At 58.5% G+C, this 16,303-nt stretch carries 18 protein-coding genes; 10 read left to right on the top strand and 8 right to left on the bottom strand.

Translation table 11 applies throughout. The features are described from left to right. The 3 genes from AC1DH9_RS05080 to AC1DH9_RS05070 form a co-directional block, all read right to left on the bottom strand. The coding region (locus AC1DH9_RS05080) for a chorismate mutase (RefSeq protein WP_477807883.1) at positions 1-195 on the bottom strand (195 nt) is incomplete at its 3' end. 70 nt (positions 196-265) lie between these two features. Continuing rightward, a complete protein-coding gene (locus tag AC1DH9_RS05075) occupies positions 266-2,119 on the bottom strand; it encodes an Lnb N-terminal periplasmic domain-containing protein (protein ID WP_427547038.1) in 1,854 nt (617 codons plus the stop codon). An 88-nt stretch (positions 2,120-2,207) separates the two neighbouring features. Beyond that, positions 2,208-2,696 carry a DUF3015 domain-containing protein gene (locus AC1DH9_RS05070; protein ID WP_477807882.1) on the bottom strand — a complete coding sequence of 163 codons (489 nt, stop codon included), beginning with the start codon at positions 2,694-2,696 and terminating at the stop codon, positions 2,208-2,210. Positions 2,697-2,974: 278 nt separating this feature from the next. Here AC1DH9_RS05070 and AC1DH9_RS05065 point away from each other — a divergent pair, with 278 nt between their 5' ends. Together AC1DH9_RS05065 and AC1DH9_RS05060 are read left to right on the top strand one after the other, a co-directional pair. After that, positions 2,975-5,419: a Lon protease family protein gene (locus AC1DH9_RS05065; protein ID WP_477807881.1), complete on the top strand. Its 2,445-nt coding sequence runs from the start codon at positions 2,975-2,977 to the stop codon at positions 5,417-5,419. Between the two features lie 271 nt (positions 5,420-5,690). Beyond that, positions 5,691-6,032, top strand: coding sequence for a PA4575 family protein (locus AC1DH9_RS05060; protein ID WP_427547030.1), 342 nt, complete (start codon positions 5,691-5,693; stop codon positions 6,030-6,032). A 3-nt stretch (positions 6,033-6,035) separates the two neighbouring features. Here the strand turns inward: AC1DH9_RS05060 and AC1DH9_RS05055 are convergent, their stop codons facing one another. Continuing rightward, positions 6,036-7,865 carry a hypothetical protein gene (locus tag AC1DH9_RS05055; protein ID WP_477807880.1) on the bottom strand — a complete coding sequence of 610 codons (1,830 nt, stop codon included), beginning with the start codon at positions 7,863-7,865 and terminating at the stop codon, positions 6,036-6,038. A 161-nt stretch (positions 7,866-8,026) separates the two neighbouring features. On the opposite strand from AC1DH9_RS05055, the gene AC1DH9_RS05050 reads away from it, so the two are divergent. The 3 genes from AC1DH9_RS05050 (at position 8,027) to AC1DH9_RS05040 (ending at position 9,702) form a co-directional block, all read left to right on the top strand. Then, entirely contained in the window at positions 8,027-8,515 is a 489-nt protein-coding gene (locus AC1DH9_RS05050) for a TIGR00645 family protein (RefSeq protein ID WP_123423585.1), read from the top strand. A 148-nt stretch (positions 8,516-8,663) separates the two neighbouring features. Next, positions 8,664-8,957 carry a DUF6482 family protein gene (locus AC1DH9_RS05045; protein WP_427534030.1) on the top strand — a complete coding sequence of 98 codons (294 nt, stop codon included), beginning with the start codon at positions 8,664-8,666 and terminating at the stop codon, positions 8,955-8,957. Between the two features lie 127 nt (positions 8,958-9,084). Beyond that, positions 9,085-9,702 carry an FKBP-type peptidyl-prolyl cis-trans isomerase gene (locus AC1DH9_RS05040; RefSeq protein WP_054595509.1) on the top strand — a complete coding sequence of 206 codons (618 nt, stop codon included), beginning with the start codon at positions 9,085-9,087 and terminating at the stop codon, positions 9,700-9,702. Between the two features lie 143 nt (positions 9,703-9,845). Here AC1DH9_RS05040 and AC1DH9_RS05035 read toward each other — a convergent pair whose 3' ends face one another. The 3 genes from AC1DH9_RS05035 to AC1DH9_RS05025 form a co-directional block, all read right to left on the bottom strand. Next, positions 9,846-10,103, bottom strand: a complete 258-nt coding sequence (locus AC1DH9_RS05035; protein ID WP_427534028.1) for a PA4570 family protein — start codon at positions 10,101-10,103, stop codon at positions 9,846-9,848. Positions 10,104-10,308: 205 nt separating this feature from the next. After that, positions 10,309-10,650: a zinc ribbon domain-containing protein YjdM gene (locus AC1DH9_RS05030; RefSeq protein WP_054595511.1), complete on the bottom strand. Its 342-nt coding sequence runs from the start codon at positions 10,648-10,650 to the stop codon at positions 10,309-10,311. 118 nt (positions 10,651-10,768) lie between these two features. Beyond that, positions 10,769-11,737, bottom strand: coding sequence for a polyprenyl synthetase family protein (locus tag AC1DH9_RS05025; RefSeq protein ID WP_477807879.1), 969 nt, complete (start codon positions 11,735-11,737; stop codon positions 10,769-10,771). Positions 11,738-11,977: 240 nt separating this feature from the next. On the opposite strand from AC1DH9_RS05025, the gene rplU reads away from it, so the two are divergent. The 5 genes from rplU (at position 11,978) to AC1DH9_RS05000 (ending at position 15,722) form a co-directional block, all read left to right on the top strand. Then, positions 11,978-12,292, top strand: coding sequence for a 50S ribosomal protein L21 (gene rplU / locus AC1DH9_RS05020; protein WP_003176051.1), 315 nt, complete (start codon positions 11,978-11,980; stop codon positions 12,290-12,292). Between the two features lie 35 nt (positions 12,293-12,327). Further along, positions 12,328-12,585: a 50S ribosomal protein L27 gene (gene rpmA / locus AC1DH9_RS05015; RefSeq protein WP_003176049.1), complete on the top strand. Its 258-nt coding sequence runs from the start codon at positions 12,328-12,330 to the stop codon at positions 12,583-12,585. Between the two features lie 195 nt (positions 12,586-12,780). After that, the gene (gene cgtA, locus AC1DH9_RS05010) at positions 12,781-14,004 is read left to right on the top strand and encodes an Obg family GTPase CgtA (RefSeq protein WP_427546480.1); all 1,224 of its coding nucleotides are present in this window, start codon (positions 12,781-12,783) and stop codon (positions 14,002-14,004) included. A 123-nt stretch (positions 14,005-14,127) separates the two neighbouring features. Next, positions 14,128-15,246, top strand: coding sequence for a glutamate 5-kinase (gene proB / locus AC1DH9_RS05005; RefSeq protein WP_427546486.1), 1,119 nt, complete (start codon positions 14,128-14,130; stop codon positions 15,244-15,246). An 11-nt stretch (positions 15,247-15,257) separates the two neighbouring features. Further along, the gene (locus AC1DH9_RS05000) at positions 15,258-15,722 is read left to right on the top strand and encodes a CreA family protein (RefSeq protein WP_019691618.1); all 465 of its coding nucleotides are present in this window, start codon (positions 15,258-15,260) and stop codon (positions 15,720-15,722) included. Between the two features lie 184 nt (positions 15,723-15,906). Here AC1DH9_RS05000 and rpsT read toward each other — a convergent pair whose 3' ends face one another. Beyond that, complete coding sequence (gene rpsT, locus AC1DH9_RS04995) at positions 15,907-16,182, bottom strand: 30S ribosomal protein S20 (RefSeq protein ID WP_123583164.1); 276 nt, start codon at positions 16,180-16,182, stop codon at positions 15,907-15,909. Positions 16,183-16,303 lie beyond the last annotated feature (121 nt).

Genomic DNA, 16,303 nt, shown 5'->3' with positions numbered 1-16,303 from the left:
CTCTTCAGACAGCGCCCGGACTTTGGCGATGACCTGTTCAACACGCTGGGGTGCTTTCACCGCGTCGCTGTCTTTCTTGAAGCGAGYGGCCTGCGACACATAAGCGCCGCGCTCGGCCAGCAGGCTGACGATTAGCCGATCCAGCCGGTCAATGTTGTCGCGTACTTCTTCGAGGGAACAGCAGTTGGCATCCATGTAGTTTGAGCTCCTTGTATAAACATAGCTTTCAATGCGGGGAATTCACACTCCTGCAGGGGAGCGCGATTCAATAGTGATACCACTTCAGTTCCAGCATGACTTCGTTTTCAGGCGAGGCAATGTGGCTGAACTCGCGCTGGGCGCTCAGGCGCAGGCCCAGGTTACGCGACAGCTCCCACTGCTGGTTCAGACTCAGGCTGCGGCGCACTTCACCGTTGGTGAAGTAATCACCTTTGGCTTCCAGGCTCAGATTGCCCAGCGGGTTCTTCCACAGTACACCGCTGTTGAAACCGGCGGCGGGCGCGATGAAACCGGCAAAGTCGCTGTTGTGCTCGATGCGCACGGTGCCAAGGGCGAAGCCCAGCACGTCATCGCCCAGTTGCCAGGTGCCGCCGGCGCCGCCGTTGACATGGCTGACCAGGGTTTCATCGTCATGTTTTCCCGGTACCCGCTCCAGGCCACCGGTCACCTGCCAGGACCAGGGTTGCAGCAGCTCATTACGCGGGGTCAGTGAGCGGATGGTCGCCAGGTCCAGTTGCTGCAACTGCCAGTGATTGCCTTCGTACTGGCGCAGTTTCATCTGCAGGATTTCAATCTGTGCGCCAAGGGGAAAGCTTTCGGCATTGTCGTTGAGGTCGTGATAGGCCATGCGCAGGCCATATTCACCAAAGGCCTTGTCGCCACGGCTGCCGATGCCGGCCTGCCAGGTGCGCGATTCGTGGCCGTTTTCCGGCAAGCCCGGGCGTTTGATGGACAGTTCCGGCGCCGGGTTCTGATTGATCGCCCGCAGCAGCTCGAAGCTGCGTTGCGCGCGCTGTGGATCGCGTTCCTGGCCGTTGGCGCGGTAGCGCTCAAGACGGTAGGCCGCGTCGATGATCAATGCCTGGCGATCACGTGGCAGCGCCTTGAAGGTCGGCTCCTGCAAGCGTTTCTGGTCGGCGCTGACCTTCAACACCCATTGCTGCTCATCGTCGGTGAGCGGCTTGGCACGGCTCAACAGCTCACGTTCGCGGGACGGACGGTAATCGATTTTCTCCACCAGTCCGGCGTCTTTCACGGCTTTGACGGTGTCGGTGGGAATCGCCGTCAGCGGGAATTGTTCGGTGAGCCTGAGGCTCGGCCGCGCCACTTGCAGCAACTCCAGCAAGCGGTAGGAGCAGTTTTCATCAAAGAAGAAATAATCGAACTGAATCTGTTTGAGCTCCCAGACATGCTCGACCATGCGCTCGGTTTCTGCCTGTGTCAGGTTCAACCGGTATTCCCACATATCGCGGTTTTCCAGGCTGCGGTATTCCGAGAGTTTTTCCTGGTAGGGCACCAGCGCGAACAACCCCGGATAGCCGCCCATCAGGCCTTTCCAGGCATACAGGATGCTGTTGTCCGAACCTTCGATATAAGCGCCGAAATTGATCGCGTAACTGAGCAGGGCAGTGTGGTCGGTTTGCACGTCAGCCTGATCGATGCGCAACAGGGTGTGACCGAACATCGATGACGGGCTGTTCAGATAGGCTGCCGGAAAGATCATCACCGCGCTGTGGGGCGATACATCCTTGAACCATTGTTTGAACTCGCTGCAATCCACCGTCGGCAAATCGTTCAGGTTCAGTTGGGCTTTCAACCAGCGGGTACGCGCCGGGTAAACACATTGCGCGTGCTGCTGGCCTTTACTGGCCGGGGCATAGAGCGCTTGTACGGTGGCCGCCAGCTCTGCGTCGGGATGCTCGGCGCCGTTGGCTGCCAGGAAGAATTTCTTGTCGCTGACATAGCTGCGCCAGCCGCCGAGTTTTGCGCTTTCGTAGTGGCCCAGAGAAATCCAGAACGGGTCGTTGGCCAGTTGCTGCAAACGTTGGTTGTCGATCAGAGGCGCGGCGGACAGCGGGGCGCAGACAAACAGCGCCAGACAGGCAAGGCGTTTGAGCATGGTGGACTACTTAATTCAAAAAAAACCCAAAGCAGGTCGGGTCCAAAAAACAAAACCCGCCCTGGTAAAGGGGCGGGTGAGGTCGAGCTTAAGCCGGGGTGGCATATTTGGCCAGGCGAGCATCGCCTTTGAGTACGGCCAGGGTATTGGTGTGCACGTCTTCAGCGGTCACGTCAGCCTTGCTGAAAATCTGCTGGAAGTGCTCGTGGGTGACGGTGGCGAAATACGCACGGTCTTGCGGTGCGACGCCCAGTACCACGGCATAGGTGGTCAGCGCTTCGCCTTGACCCTTGGCCATGTCTTCGGACAGTTCGTTCATCATGCCGTTCATGGCAATCCAGGACTTGCCGCCGTAGGTCAGCGCGGAGTTGGTTGCGCAACCGTTGGTGCCGGATGTCATGCCGAATGTGGCGTTGCCAGAAGTGCCGTTGGTGGTGGATGCCAGGAAGTGTGCCGGGGTGCCACGCTGACCTTCAAACAGYATGTTGCCCCAACCGCAATCCGGGCCGCCTGGCGCCTGGGCCATGGCGTTGAGGGATGCAACGGTGAAGAGAGTACCAAGAAGAATCCGTTTCATAGCTGTGTTCTCTTTTGTTTGCGTACCAATGGACAGGGGTTCTGGCGCCGCTCCGACGCCATTTGGCTGGTGATTGGTCCAGCCGCGCAGTTTGGAGTCTAGGCACGATCCGGGGGTTCCGTGATTTTTTGCCAAACATTCCCAGTAACCATCGATTTAGCCCTGGCCCGTCCAGGGTTTGGCGCTTGACTATGCTTTTACCCAAGGCGCGCCTTGCCAGTCGGGCACGGGCAGCGCCAGAATGCCTTCAATTGCCCCGCCTGATGTAAGGAAGCCCGATGCCTGATCCTGTTGCTGCCAGCTTGCGTCTAGCGCCTGAAGCGCTGACCCGTCCGTTTTCCGCTGAACAGTTCAGCTTCTCTACCACCAATGAGCTGGAGCCTTTTCGCGGCGTGCTCGGCCAGGAACGTGCGGTTGAAGCCTTGCAGTTTGGTGTGGCCATGCCACGCCCCGGTTACAACGTGTTTGTCATGGGTGAGCCCGGTACCGGCCGGTTCTCTTTCGTCAAACGCTACCTGAAAGCCGAAGGCAAACGCCTGCAGACCCCGGCGGACTGGGTCTACGTCAACAATTTCGATGAGCCGCGCGAACCTCGCGCGCTGGAGTTGCCGTCGGGGACCGCCGGTGCGTTCATCGCCGATATCAATGGCCTGATCGACAACCTGCTGGCGACGTTTCCAGCGGTCTTCGAGCACCCGTCCTACCAGCAAAAGAAAAGTGCCATCGACCGCGCCTTCAATCAGCGCTACGACCGGGCACTGGACGTGATCGAGCGCCTGGCGCTGGAGAAAGAAGTCGCGCTGTACCGTGACAGCACCAACATTGCCTTCACCCCGATGAGCGAAGGCAAGGCGCTGGACGAAGCGGAATTTGCCCAGTTGCCGGAAGCCGTTCGCGAGCGCTTCCACGACGATATTTCCGGACTGGAAGAGCGGCTGAACGAAGAGTTGGCCAGCTTGCCGCAGTGGAAGCGCGAGTCGAGCAATCAGTTGCGTCAGCTCAACGAAGAAACCATCACCCTGGCCTTGCAGCCATTGCTTTCGCCGTTGTCGGAAAAGTACGCAGAAAACGCTGCGGTGTGCGGTTACCTGCAAGCGATGCAGGTGTACCTGCTCAAGACGGTGGTCGAGCAACTGGTCGATGACAGCAAGACCGATGCTATCGCTCGTAAATTGCTCGAAGAACAATATGGCCCGAGCCTGGTGGTCGGTCATCCGCACAGTGGCGGCGCCCCCGTAGTGTTCGAACCGCATCCGACTTACGACAACCTGTTCGGCCGTATCGAGTACAGCACCGATCAGGGGGCGCTCTACACCACCTATCGGCAGTTGCGTCCAGGCGCGCTGCACCGGGCCAACGGCGGCTTCCTGATTCTGGAAGCCGAAAAGATGCTCAGCGAACCCTTTGTCTGGGATGCGCTGAAGCGGGCCTTGCAGTCACGCAAGCTGAAAATGGAATCGCCGCTGGGCGAGCTGGGCCGACTGGCCACGGTGACCCTGACGCCGCAACATATTCCGTTGCAGGTCAAAGTCGTCATCATCGGCGCACGCCAGCTGTATTACACGCTGCAAGACCTCGATCCGGACTTCCAGGAGATGTTCCGGGTACTGGTGGACTTCGATGAAGACATCCCGATGGTCGATGAGAGCCTCGAGCAGTTCGCCCAGTTGCTCAAGACCCGGACCTCGGAAGAAGGCATGGCCCCACTGACCGCCGATGCGGTGGCACGTCTGGCAACCTACAGTGCGCGGCTGGCCGAGCATCAGGGCCGTTTGTCGGCGCGCATTGGCGATCTGTTCCAGTTGGTCAGCGAGGCGGACTTCATTCGTGATCTGGCCGGTGACGAAATGACCGACGCCGGGCACATCGAGCGCGCGCTGAAGGCCAAGGCCACCCGCACCGGGCGCGTGTCGGCACGGATTCTCGATGACATGCTGGCAGGGATCATCCTGATCGACACTGCGGGTGCGGCGGTCGGCAAGTGCAACGGGCTGACGGTGCTGGAAGTCGGCGACTCGGCGTTCGGTATACCGGCACGAATCTCTGCCACGGTTTACCCCGGTGGCAGCGGCATCGTCGACATCGAGCGTGAGGTCAACCTCGGGCAGCCGATCCACTCCAAGGGCGTGATGATCCTCACCGGCTATCTGGGCAGTCGTTATKCCCAGGAATTCCCGTTGGCGATCTCGGCCAGTATCGCGCTGGAACAATCCTACGGTTACGTCGATGGCGACAGCGCCTCGCTGGGCGAGGCCTGCACGTTGATTTCGGCATTGTCGAAAACCCCGCTCAAGCAGTGCTTCGCGATTACCGGTTCGATCAACCAGTTCGGTGAAGTGCAGGCGGTAGGCGGGGTCAACGAGAAGATCGAAGGCTTCTTCCGTCTTTGCGAGGCGCGCGGCTTGACCGGCGAACAGGGCGCGATCATTCCTCAGGCCAACGTCGCCACGTTGATGCTCGATGAGCGGGTGCTGGCGGCCGTGCGTGCCGGGCAGTTCCATGTCTATGCGGTGCGTCAGGCCGATGAGGCACTGAGCCTGCTGGTGGGCGAGCCTGCCGGTGAGCCGGACGAAGAGGGTCAGTTCCCTGAGGGCAGTGTCAACGCGCGCGTGGTGGAGCGTTTGCGGGTGATCGCGGAATTGATCAGCGAAGATGATTTGAAAGAGGCCGAGAAGGAGCATGCGCAGGCTCAGGAAGCATTGGCTGCAGCCAAACCTGCCTGACCCCCGAAGCTGTACACAGCCATTGTGGCGGGGGAGCAAGCTCCCTCGCCACGGGGTTTGTGCATGGCACTGGGTCGTCATTTTGGTAGCGCTTTTTGCCGCCCGGGTGGCGTCAAAAAACCAACAACGACCATTCGGCGCCTTCTTGGCTCCGTCAACTTGCTGACTCGACTTTTCTTCTATGCTCAGGACAAGGACATCRACAGTCATCACTGGATCGAGACAGCCTTCCCGTGGAGGCTGAATACCCGATTTACCGAGGGTCGCCGCCATGCCGCGCAACCTCTGCCTCACCCGCCAATGCCTGGGCCTGGTTACCCGTATCGAATGCAGTATTCGCCCGCTTGCGGGGGACACCGGTATGTGGACCTTGTTGTTTGCCGCCGGAATGGCCGGTGAACAACCTTCCGCCATCAAGGCCCAGGGCCCGTTTCATGGTCCTTTCGTGGCCGAATCGATACTCGATACCATCGTTGAAAGCCTGACTCTGCACGGCTATCAGCTGGCCGATGACCCGCAAATCTGGTGTTTGCACTTGCAAGCCCAGCTGCGGGAAATCAATGGTGGGCGCTGCCGAAATTCGGGTGGTTTTCAGTTCACCCCCGAGCATTAGTGACTATTCGACAGGGTTGGGGTTTTCGGCCTTGTCGAGCTTGACCTCGAATCCGTATTCGACGGTATTGAGGTTGGTGCGCTGGTAGGTTTCCAGGCTGCTCGGCTGGCCGTAGAAATAATGCACCTCAACCACCGCCGGGCCTTCTGCACTGGCGTCGTGGCTGACCGCAAGAATCTCCTTCAGGTAATTCCCGTTCGCGTCCTTGGCGAAGAAGCGCCAGTCCTGGGCGGGGAATACTTTCTGGTCAACCACCAAGGCGTTGCCCTTGAGCTCCAGGCCTTTGGGCAGCTTCTGGGTGTCGAGGCTGCTTTTTTCAATATTGGCCAGAAACAACGGCATCGAGCCGACGGCATACGCCGGCGTCTCGGGGAACAAGGTCAGGTCGTAGGTGATGGTGGCGCGCAGCGGGTCGAYTTCGAAGGCCTCGGCTGGCAATTCGATGGGCTCACCGCGTTTACCCTTATCGTTCTGGGTGAAGAAGGTCACCGGGGTGTCGCCAGGGCTGAATGAGGAGCCGAGCAGTTCGTCGTTGAAGGTTTTCGGGTGATCGAATTCGATGCGTGCCGCACTGGCGTCCTCGACGGACTGGTTGACGTGGATGTTCTTTTTCAGTTGTTCCTCATTCAGTGTGGCGCCTTTGAGCCAGGTCGCGGCCTGATCGTCGTACACAACCACGGGCAGGTTCAGGCTCTGGATGGTTTTATCCGTGGTATTGCGGTCGAAGCGGCGTACCGGCAGCTCCAGGTCCTTGCGGGTCACAGTGACGGCCGAGAAGTCGAGGGCATTGACTTCGAGGTTTTCGATCGGGCCGTTGAAGTACACCTTGGTGTAATGATGAGTCTGCTGGTGCTCGAACGCCTGTTGTTCGTCTTCGAGCTGTTTTTCGAACGCATCGCTCCAGGCGGTCTGCTTCTGCATCTCGGCCAGTTGTTTTTGATAGAACCCGATTTGTGCGGCGTCTTCGTTGATCGAGCCCGAGCGTGAGAGCAACTGCCCGGTCGTGTCCCTGGCCTGGACGATGAGCGGATTGAGCGGGGTATCGCTGACGTCTGGGGCCAGTGCTGCGCTGTTGTTGACTTCGACCTCGGCGTAGTTCTTTTCGAGGGCCTTCAGGGTGACGCTGATGTTGTCGTCAGTGCRGGTCTGGCCCACGTCTTTTTTCGTCAGGTCGAAGGTGAATACCTTGCGCGGTGCAATGACTTCGACTTTACCTTTCAGCGTCGTCGGTTGCGGCTGGCTTTTGTTGTCGAGCTCCGTGCCCTCGACAAAAGGGTAGGCCACGGTCAGGTCATCCGGATTGGTCAGGCTGGCGCTTGAAGGGCTCAACTGAATACCGGGATCGGTTTCCGACCATTCGGGCTGGAAAGGGATGACCTTCTTGTTGCTCAGCGTGACCGACTGCCATTCCAGCCCATGCGGGAAGGGAAACTCGGAAGGCATGTTGAAGCTGAAAGGGAACACCGGCTGCAAGTCGGTCAGGTAGTCGGAGCTGGAGTCCTTGCGCAACACGAACAGGCCGTTGATGTAAGTGTCGACCAGCGCCTGCGGCGTGGGATAGTGCTTGAGCAGGGCCATGGCGTCTTCGCCGTATTCGGTGGCGATCGGCTTGATGGCAAGCTTTTGCTGGGCGCGCTCGAGCAGCAGCAACGAGCCGCCGAGGTTGGCCACGGCATCCTTGAGCTGGGGATCCTGAATCGCGTCCAGCGACTTCTCGAACTGTGCGGTCTTCTCCTCGAGGCTTTGCGGGCGCTTCTCATCGCTGGGTGAGCAGCCGCCGATCAGTACCGCGAGGCAAAGGCCGACAGTCGTTAAAGGCAATCGCAAATCCATTTTCCGGTTTTCCTCTACAACGCAAATAAACGATGCGAATGCTTTGGACACTAGCAGAAAAACGCTTTGGCAGACTCGCAGGTTGTGGATTTGTCTGCGGTTTATGGGGTTTTGAGCGGCTGATATACTCGCCGCCGTTTAAAACCTTTGTGTGAGATTCAATGGAACGTTTTGTCGAAAATGCAATGTACGCCTCGCGCTGGCTGTTGGCGCCGATCTACTTCGGTTTGTCCCTGGGCCTGCTGGCCCTGGCGCTGAAATTCTTTCAGGAAGTCTTCCACGTTATCCCCAACGTGTTCTCGATGGCCGAGTCCGATCTGATTCTGGTGCTGTTGTCGCTGATCGACATGGCGCTGGTGGGCGGCTTGCTGGTGATGGTGATGATTTCCGGCTACGAAAACTTCGTGTCTGAACTCGACATCGATGACGGCAAGGAGAAGCTCAACTGGTTGGGCACGATGGACTCTTCTTCCCTGAAGATGAAAGTCGCGGCCTCGATCGTGGCGATTTCCTCGATCCACCTGTTGCGCATCTTCATGGACGCCAGGAACGTCGATCCCGAGCACCTGAAGTGGTACGTGATCATTCACATGACCTTCGTGATCTCGGCGTTTGCCATGGGCTACCTGGACAAGCTGACCAAGCACTGATCCGCTTGGGAATGTCCCCTGTGGCGAGCGAGCTTGCTCGCCACAGCCGTTGTGAAACGGACGGGCGGCGGCGTTTGCGGCTTGTGCTTTTGTGCGCCGAGGCATATCCCTGTAGGTGTCTCGGTTCGCCATTGCGCGGGGTGTGCCCATGAACCTGGAAGAGTTGAACGCCTATGCCCTCGCCGGGAAGGTTGATGAGCTGAATCTGATTTCGATGGAAGGCGGGATCTATCTGTTAGAGGCACGGATACATGGCGCCGCTCATCCAATCGACGACACCCATGGGCAAACACTGCATTTGCGTTCGGTGGAACATGCTCGTGAAGTCCTTCATGCCTTTCCCAAGCTGACATTCAACCTGATTCACACCTCGGTGCACGACGAGATGTGCGGTCTGGGCACCAGTGGGGAAGAGAGCCTGAAGGTGCCCATATCCCAATAGCGCTGACAGCCCTGATCACCGCAATGGCATCTGTGCTAGTCTGCTCGCCCTTTTGGTTCCGGGCGCTCCGGGATGCGCTGTGCACGCACGGCAATGTCCCGAGCCGTCCGCACAGCGGAGCAGTGTCATGTCCGAAGTAAATCTGTCCACCGACGAAACCCGCGTCAGCTACGGCATCGGCCGTCAGTTGGGCGACCAACTGCGCGACAACCCGCCACCGGGCGTTAGCCTGGACGCGATCCTGGCCGGTCTGACCGACGCATTCGCCGGTAAGGAAAGCCGTGTTGGCCAGGAAGCAATGTCTGCCAGCTTCAAGGTCATCCGCGAAATCATGCAAGCCGAAGCGGCTGCCAAGGCTGAAGCGGCCGCTGGCGAAGGCCTGGCATTCCTGGCTGAAAACGCCAAGCGTGACGGCATCACCACTCTGGCTTCCGGCCTGCAGTTCGAAGTACTGACTCAAGGTGAAGGCGCCAAGCCAACCCGTGAAGATCAAGTGCGCACTCACTACCACGGCACGCTGATCGACGGCACTGTGTTCGACAGCTCCTACGATCGTGGCCAGCCTGCAGAATTCCCGGTTGGCGGCGTGATCGCCGGCTGGACCGAAGCCCTGCAACTGATGAACGCCGGTAGCAAATGGCGCCTGTACGTGCCGAGCGAACTGGCTTACGGCGCACAAGGCGTTGGCAGCATTCCGCCGCACAGCGTTCTGGTGTTCGACGTCGAGCTGCTCGACGTTCTGTAAGCCCTGGCCTGTTGTTATGACGGGCCAATGTGGGAGCGAGCCGGCTCCGGGCGGCGTTCCGACGATGGCATCACCTCGGTTTCACAGGAAACCGAGGTGACCGCATCGCGAGCAGGCTCGCTCCCACAGTCTTTTGCGGTGTCTCATAGTTCGATCTTGTGGTGCAGTTCATTCATCGGGCGCAATGCCCGGGCGTAGCAGAACAGAAACAGGTTGCGCACCAGTTCCTTGAGCACCACCGGCTCGCTGGAACTCAGGCCATTGAGGTCGAGGTCGCCCTGGTCTTGCAGCTCACTCAAGGCTTCTTCTTCCAGTACCGCACACACTTCCCCGGTTTCCCGATGCAGGATCCTGAGGTACGGGTGTGGGCGATCCAGCCATGCATCGATCAAGTAAGTCATGATGCTCATCTCCTTTYTAATGGTTTGATGAGAATAATTCCTATTTAATTAATAGCAAGTACCTATTGGCGGTTTCTGCTGTTTTCTGTGGGGGAATTGCTGAGGATCAAAACGGCTGGCGTTTTGCTATTGGGCGGGATTGCTGGGGGATCAGGCGAGGGTGAGGCTCCATCCCACGCAGGGCGCAGGATGGAATACAGCAGGTTCAGACTTTTCTGACGAACTCGGACTTGAGCTTCATCGGGCCGATACCGTCGATCTTGCAGTCGATGTCGTGGTCGCCATCGCACAGACGGATGTTCTTGACCTTGGTGCCGACCTTGACCACCAGCGATGTGCCCTTGACCTTGAGGTCCTTGATCACGGTGATGGTGTCGCCATCTTGCAGGACGTTGCCGACCGAATCCTTTTTCACGGTTTCATCGGACGCTGCGTCGGCTTCACCATTGGCGGACCATTCGTGGGCGCACTCTGGGCAGATCAGTTGGGCGCCGTCTTCATAAGTGTATTCGGAATTGCATTTCGGGCAGGGTGGCAACGTGCTCACTAAAGCTCCTTGGATTCAGGATGGCTAAAAGCGCACATTATATAGGGTTTTAGGCAGGAGAGGGTGCAGCGGTGACAACCTGTGGGAGCGAGCCTGCTCGCTCCCACAAAGGGCAGTCTTAGTGCGTGCGGGCTACTGCAAATTCGCTCAGTTCGACCAATGCATCCCGGTATTCGCTGGCAGGCAGCATTTCGAGGCATTTGATCGCACGGGCCACATAATCGCGGGCCAGTTGTGCGGTGTAGTCCAGCGAACCCGAGGCTTCCACGGCGGCGCGGATGCTTTCCAGGTCTTCGATACCACCTTTCTGAATCGCCCGGCGCACCAGTGCCGCTTGCTCTGGCGTGCCTTCGCGCATGGTGTAGATCAGTGGCAGGGTCGGCTTGCCTTCGGCCAGATCGTCACCGACGTTCTTGCCCAGGGTTTCTGCGTCGCCTTTGTAATCCAGCAGGTCGTCGACCAGTTGGAAGGCCACACCGAGGTGGTCGCCAAAGGTGCGCAAGGCTTCGCTCTGTTCTGGCGTCGCGCCAGCCAGGGCCGCGGCGCTGTGGGTCGAAGCCTCGAAAAGCATCGCGGTTTTGCCGCGGATGACTTCCATGTAGGTTTCTTCGGTGGTGCTGGCGTCGCGCACCTTGGACAGCTGCAGGACTTCGCCTTCAGCGATGATCCGCGTGGCTTGCGAGAGAATCTTCATCACCGGCATCGAGCCCAGTTCGACCATCATCTCGAACGAGCGCGAGTACAGGAAATCACCCACCAGCACGCTCGGGGCGTTGCCCCACATGGCGTTGGCGGTCGAGCGGCCACGGCGCATGCCGGACATGTCGACCACGTCGTCATGCAGCAGGGTGGCGGTGTGCAGGAATTCGATGGTCGCGGCCAGCAGGCGCATGTCGTCGCCTTCGCGCCCCAGAGCCTTGCCACACAGCAACACTAATAAAGGGCGCAGGCGTTTACCGCCAGCCGAGGTAATGTAATCGCCGATTTTCGATACCAGCGGCACTCGGGAAGTCAGCTGCTTCTYGATGATGCCGTCGACGGCGTTAAAATCGTCCGCCACCGCGCGGTAGAAAGCTTGGGGTTGCATCAGCGACAGTCGCTCCAGAAGGGTTGCGCGGCATGCTAGGACCCACGTCCGGGCCTGTCAAGGCGCGATGGACGGCCACTTGCAACGCGCTCGTGGCTTGCGTACAATCGCGCACCCTGAACTTCCTGGGCAGCACCTGCCTTACGCAATTGCATTTGGGTCGTTCCATCCCATGCAGCCATGCCAGCCAATACTTCTTCTTATAAAGAGCTGGGTGAGCAGGATTATCGGAGAAATACCATGTCGTACGCAGTAATCGTTACTGGTGGCAAGCAATACAAGGTCGCCCCAGGTGAATACCTGAAGATCGAGAAACTGGAAATCGCTACCGGCGAATCCGTAACTTTTGATCGCGTTCTGTTGGTCGCCAATGGCGATGACGTGAATATCGGCGCTCCAGTTGTTGCTGGCGCTACCGTTGTGGCTGAAGTGATCTCCCAAGGTCGTCACGATAAAGTCCGCATCATCAAGTTCCGTCGTCGTAAGCACCACATGAAGCGTATGGGCCACCGCCAGTGGTACACCGAGATCAAAATCACCGGTATTCAGGCTTAATTTCAGCCTAATTCCTCACTAGGAGAATTGAACTCATGGCACACAAAAAAGCTGGTGGTAGTACCCGTAACGGTCGCGACTCAGAAGCCAAACGCCTTGGCGTGAAGATGTATGGCGGCCAGAAAATCATTCCGGGCAACATCATCGTGCGTCAGCGCGGCACCCAATTCCACGCCGGTTACGGTGTTGGCATGGGTAAAGATCACACCCTCTTCGCGAAAATCGAAGGCGTGATCAAGTTTGAAGTAAAAGGCGCGTTCAACCGCCGTTACGTGAGCGTTGTCGCGGCTTAATTGYGCGATCGCTGGAAAAGCCCTGTCTTGCGACGGGGCTTTTTCGTTTGTGGGGTGAGTCTCTTGCAAAACTGTTTGTATGGGCTGCCGGCGCTGGATTATGCGGTCGTTGATTGAGGTCGCTGCGCTCATTTTTGCAAGAGTCTTATGTCTTAGTGTTTTTCGGCTCGTCCGTATGGCGAGAGGCGTTTTGTTATGAAGTTTGTTGATGAAGTATCGATTCGAGTAAAGGCTGGCGACGGCGGTAATGGCTGCATGAGTTTCCGTCGGGAAAAATTCATCGAAAACGGCGGTCCTAACGGCGGTGACGGTGGTGACGGCGGCTCGGTCTACATGATCGCCGACGAAAACCTCAACACCCTGGTCGACTACCGTTACACCCGGCACTTCGATGCCGAGCGTGGCGCCAACGGCGGCAGCACTGACTGCACCGGTAAAAAAGGTGAAGAGTTGGTCCTGCGGGTTCCGGTCGGCACCACGGTCATTGACTCTGCTACGCAAGAAGTCATTGGCGACCTGACCAAGGCTGGTCAGTGTCTGCTGGTGGCTCATGGCGGCTGGCACGGTCTGGGTAACACCCGTTTCAAATCCAGTACCAACCGCGCGCCGCGCCAGACTACGCCAGGCAAGCCGGGCGAGCAGCGTGACCTCAAGCTGGAAATGAAGGTGTTGGCCGACGTGGGCCTGTTGGGCTTGCCGAATGCCGGTAAAAGTACCTTTATCCGTTCGGTCTCGGCGGCCAAGCCGAAAGTTGCTGATTATCCGTTTACCACCCTGGTGCCAAACCTTGGTGTGGTCAGCGTCGATCGCTGGAAAAGCTTCGTCATTGCCGACATTCCGGGTCTGATCGAAGGTGCTTCCGACGGCGCGGGCCTGGGGATTCGCTTCCTCAAGCACTTGTCGCGTACCCGTCTGTTGCTGCACCTCGTCGACATGGCGCCACTGGATGACACCAGTGCTCCAGACGCGGCTGAAGTGATTGTCAGCGAGCTGACCAAGTTCAGCCCTTCGCTGGCTGAGCGTGATCGCTGGTTGGTGCTGAACAAGTGCGACCAGATCCTTGAAGAAGAGCACGAAGAGCGGGTCAAGGAAATCGTTGATCGTCTGGAGTGGACCGGTCCGGTCTACGTGATCTCGGCCATTGCCAAAGAAGGCACCGAGCGCCTGACGCGCGACATCATGCGTTACCTGGAAGATCGTGCCGATCGTCTGGCTAACGACCCGGTCTACAAGGAAGAGCTGGCCGATCTCGATCAGCGCATCGAAGACGAAGCCCGTGCCCAGTTGCAGGCGCTGGATGACCAGCGTGCCCTGCGCCGCAGCGGCGTGAAGTCGGTCCATGACATCGGTGATGACGACTGGGACGAAGAAGATGTGGATGATGAAGATGGTCCGGAAATCATTTACGTGCGCGACTGATTCGTTGCAGTAAACTTAAGCGCCGCTCTATCGAGCGGCGTTTTGGTATCTGGAAATCGGTAGTCACGAATAACGTTACGGGCAGCGCTGGGTCGCGCTGTCCTCAAGCTAAGGTTGAAGATGATGCGGAGCAAGGTGACAGGTGCGCAGCGTTGGGTCGTGAAGATCGGCAGCGCATTGCTGACGGCTGACGGCAAGGGTCTGGATCGCGCAGCGATGAGCGTCTGGGTTGAGCAGATGGTCGCGCTGCATGAGGCGGGTGTCGAGCTGGTGCTGGTGTCCTCGGGGGCAGTAGCGGCAGGTATGAGTCGCCTTGGCTGGACCGCACGACCCAGTGCGATGCACGAGTTGCAGGCGGCTGCCGCCATCGGTCAGATGGGGTTGGTGCAGGCCTGGGAGTCGAGCTTTGCCGAGCATGGCCGGCACACGGCGCAGATTCTCCTGACTCACGATGACTTGTCCGATCGCAAGCGTTACCTCAATGCCCGCAGCACCTTGCGTGCGCTGGTCGATCTCAAGGTCATTCCAGTGATCAACGAGAACGATACGGTGGTCACCGATGAAATCCGTTTCGGCGACAACGATACGCTGGCGGCGCTGGTGGCCAACCTGGTCGAGGCTGACCTGTTGGTGATCCTGACCGATCGTGACGGCATGTTCGATGCTGATCCGCGCAACAACCCTGACGCCAAGCTGATTTATGAAGCGCGTGCTGATGATCCTGCATTGGATGCAGTGGCGGGCGGCACCGGCGGTGCGTTGGGTCGTGGCGGTATGCAGACCAAATTGCGCGCGGCGCGTCTGGCGGCGCGTTCGGGGGCTCACACGATCATCGTGGGTGGGCGTCTTGAGCGTGTGCTGGATCGTCTGAAGGCGGGCGAGCGCATCGGCACCTTGCTCTCGCCTGAGCGCGGCCTGCTGGCGGCGCGTAAGCAGTGGTTGGCCGGGCACTTGCAGACTCGCGGCACGCTGGTGCTGGATGAGGGTGCGGTCACGGCGTTGTCTCGGGGTAATAAAAGTCTGCTGCCGGTTGGTGTCAAGCTGGTTCAGGGCAGCTTCCGTCGCGGTGAAATGGTGGTGTGCGTGGCGCCGGACGGTCGTGAGATCGCCCGTGGCTTGGCCAACTACAGTGCGCTTGAGGCGCAAAAAATCATCGGTCAATCGTCTGAGGCGATTATCGGTTTGCTGGGTTACATGGCGGAGCCGGAGCTGGTTCACCGCGATAACCTGATTCTGGTTTAAGGAAAACGCGAATGCGCATGGCAAAAGGATTGTTGGGGTTGCTGTTGGCGATGCCGTTGCTGGCATCGGCGGAAGAAATCGGTCAGGTATCGACCGTGTTCAAATTCGTCGGGCCGAATGACCGCATCGTCGTCGAGGCCTTTGATGATCCGAAGGTCGATGGCGTGACCTGCTACCTGTCGCGAGCCAAGACGGGCGGCGTGAAGGGTGGTCTGGGGTTGGCCGAGGATCGGTCGGAAGCGTCCATCGCTTGTCGTCAGGTCGGGCCGATCAGCTTCAAGGGTGAGCTCAAGGATGGCGAAGAGGTGTTCAAGGAGCGCACATCGCTGGTGTTCAAGACCATGCAGGTGGTGCGTTTTCTCGACAAAAAGCGCAATACCCTGGTGTACCTGGTCTACAGCGATCGCCTGATCGAAGGCAGTCCGCAGAATGCGGTGACCGCGATTCCGATCTTGCCGTGGGCGCACGCCCAATAATCTGACGCAGTACCCTGTGGGAGCGAGCCTGCTCGCGATGAGGCTGTAACATTCAACATCATTGTTGACTGCTGTGCCGCCATCGCGAGCAGGCTCGCTCCCGCATTTTTTTTGGGGGTGTGCTTGCCAAATCGCAGGCAATAAAAAACCGACCCTGAGGTCGGTTTTTCAACAAGCTTATCGCTTAGGCAGCAGCAAGGCTCAGAGCCTTGACGTGGCCATTCAAGCGGCTCTTATGGCGAGCTGCCTTGTTCTTGTGGATGATGCCTTTATCGGCCATGCGGTCGATAACTGGCACAGCCAGAACGTAAGCGGCTTGCGCTTTTTCAGCGTCTTTTGCGTCGATGGCTTTAACTACATTCTTGATGTAGGTACGAACCATGGAACGCAGGCTGGCGTTGTGGCTGCGACGCTTCTCAGCCTGTTTTGCACGTTTTTTGGCGGAAGGTGTGTTGGCCACCGTCGAGCTCCTCGAAAGACTTTTTAGGAAATAGCAAACAAAATAGGCCGCGAATCATGCCGATGAGTTGAAGTCTTGTCAAGGGCGGGTGATGCGTTCCGCTGAGTGGTCGATCTAAAGA

It is taken from the genome of Pseudomonas sp. 05T35, assembly GCF_056396605.1.
Note: the sequence above shows the minus strand (reverse complement) of the source record. Positions and strands in the feature narration are given on the sequence as shown.

Bases quoted from the DNA above. Each gene is read 5' to 3' on its own strand.
- AC1DH9_RS05075 (WP_427547038.1), bottom strand. From the start codon at position 2,119: ATGCTCAAACGCCTTGCCTGTCTGGCGCTGTTTGTCTGCGCCCCGCTG.
- AC1DH9_RS05060 (WP_427547030.1), top strand. From the start codon at position 5,691: ATGCCGCGCAACCTCTGCCTCACCCGCCAATGCCTGGGCCTGGTTACC.
- AC1DH9_RS05050 (WP_123423585.1), top strand. From the start codon at position 8,027: ATGGAACGTTTTGTCGAAAATGCAATGTACGCCTCGCGCTGGCTGTTG.
- AC1DH9_RS05045 (WP_427534030.1), top strand. From the start codon at position 8,664: ATGAACCTGGAAGAGTTGAACGCCTATGCCCTCGCCGGGAAGGTTGAT.
- AC1DH9_RS05040 (WP_054595509.1), top strand. From the start codon at position 9,085: ATGTCCGAAGTAAATCTGTCCACCGACGAAACCCGCGTCAGCTACGGC.
- AC1DH9_RS05035 (WP_427534028.1), bottom strand. From the start codon at position 10,103: ATGACTTACTTGATCGATGCATGGCTGGATCGCCCACACCCGTACCTC.
- rplU (WP_003176051.1), top strand. From the start codon at position 11,978: ATGTCGTACGCAGTAATCGTTACTGGTGGCAAGCAATACAAGGTCGCC.
- rpmA (WP_003176049.1), top strand. From the start codon at position 12,328: ATGGCACACAAAAAAGCTGGTGGTAGTACCCGTAACGGTCGCGACTCA.
- cgtA (WP_427546480.1), top strand. From the start codon at position 12,781: ATGAAGTTTGTTGATGAAGTATCGATTCGAGTAAAGGCTGGCGACGGC.
- proB (WP_427546486.1), top strand. From the start codon at position 14,128: ATGCGGAGCAAGGTGACAGGTGCGCAGCGTTGGGTCGTGAAGATCGGC.
- AC1DH9_RS05000 (WP_019691618.1), top strand. From the start codon at position 15,258: ATGCGCATGGCAAAAGGATTGTTGGGGTTGCTGTTGGCGATGCCGTTG.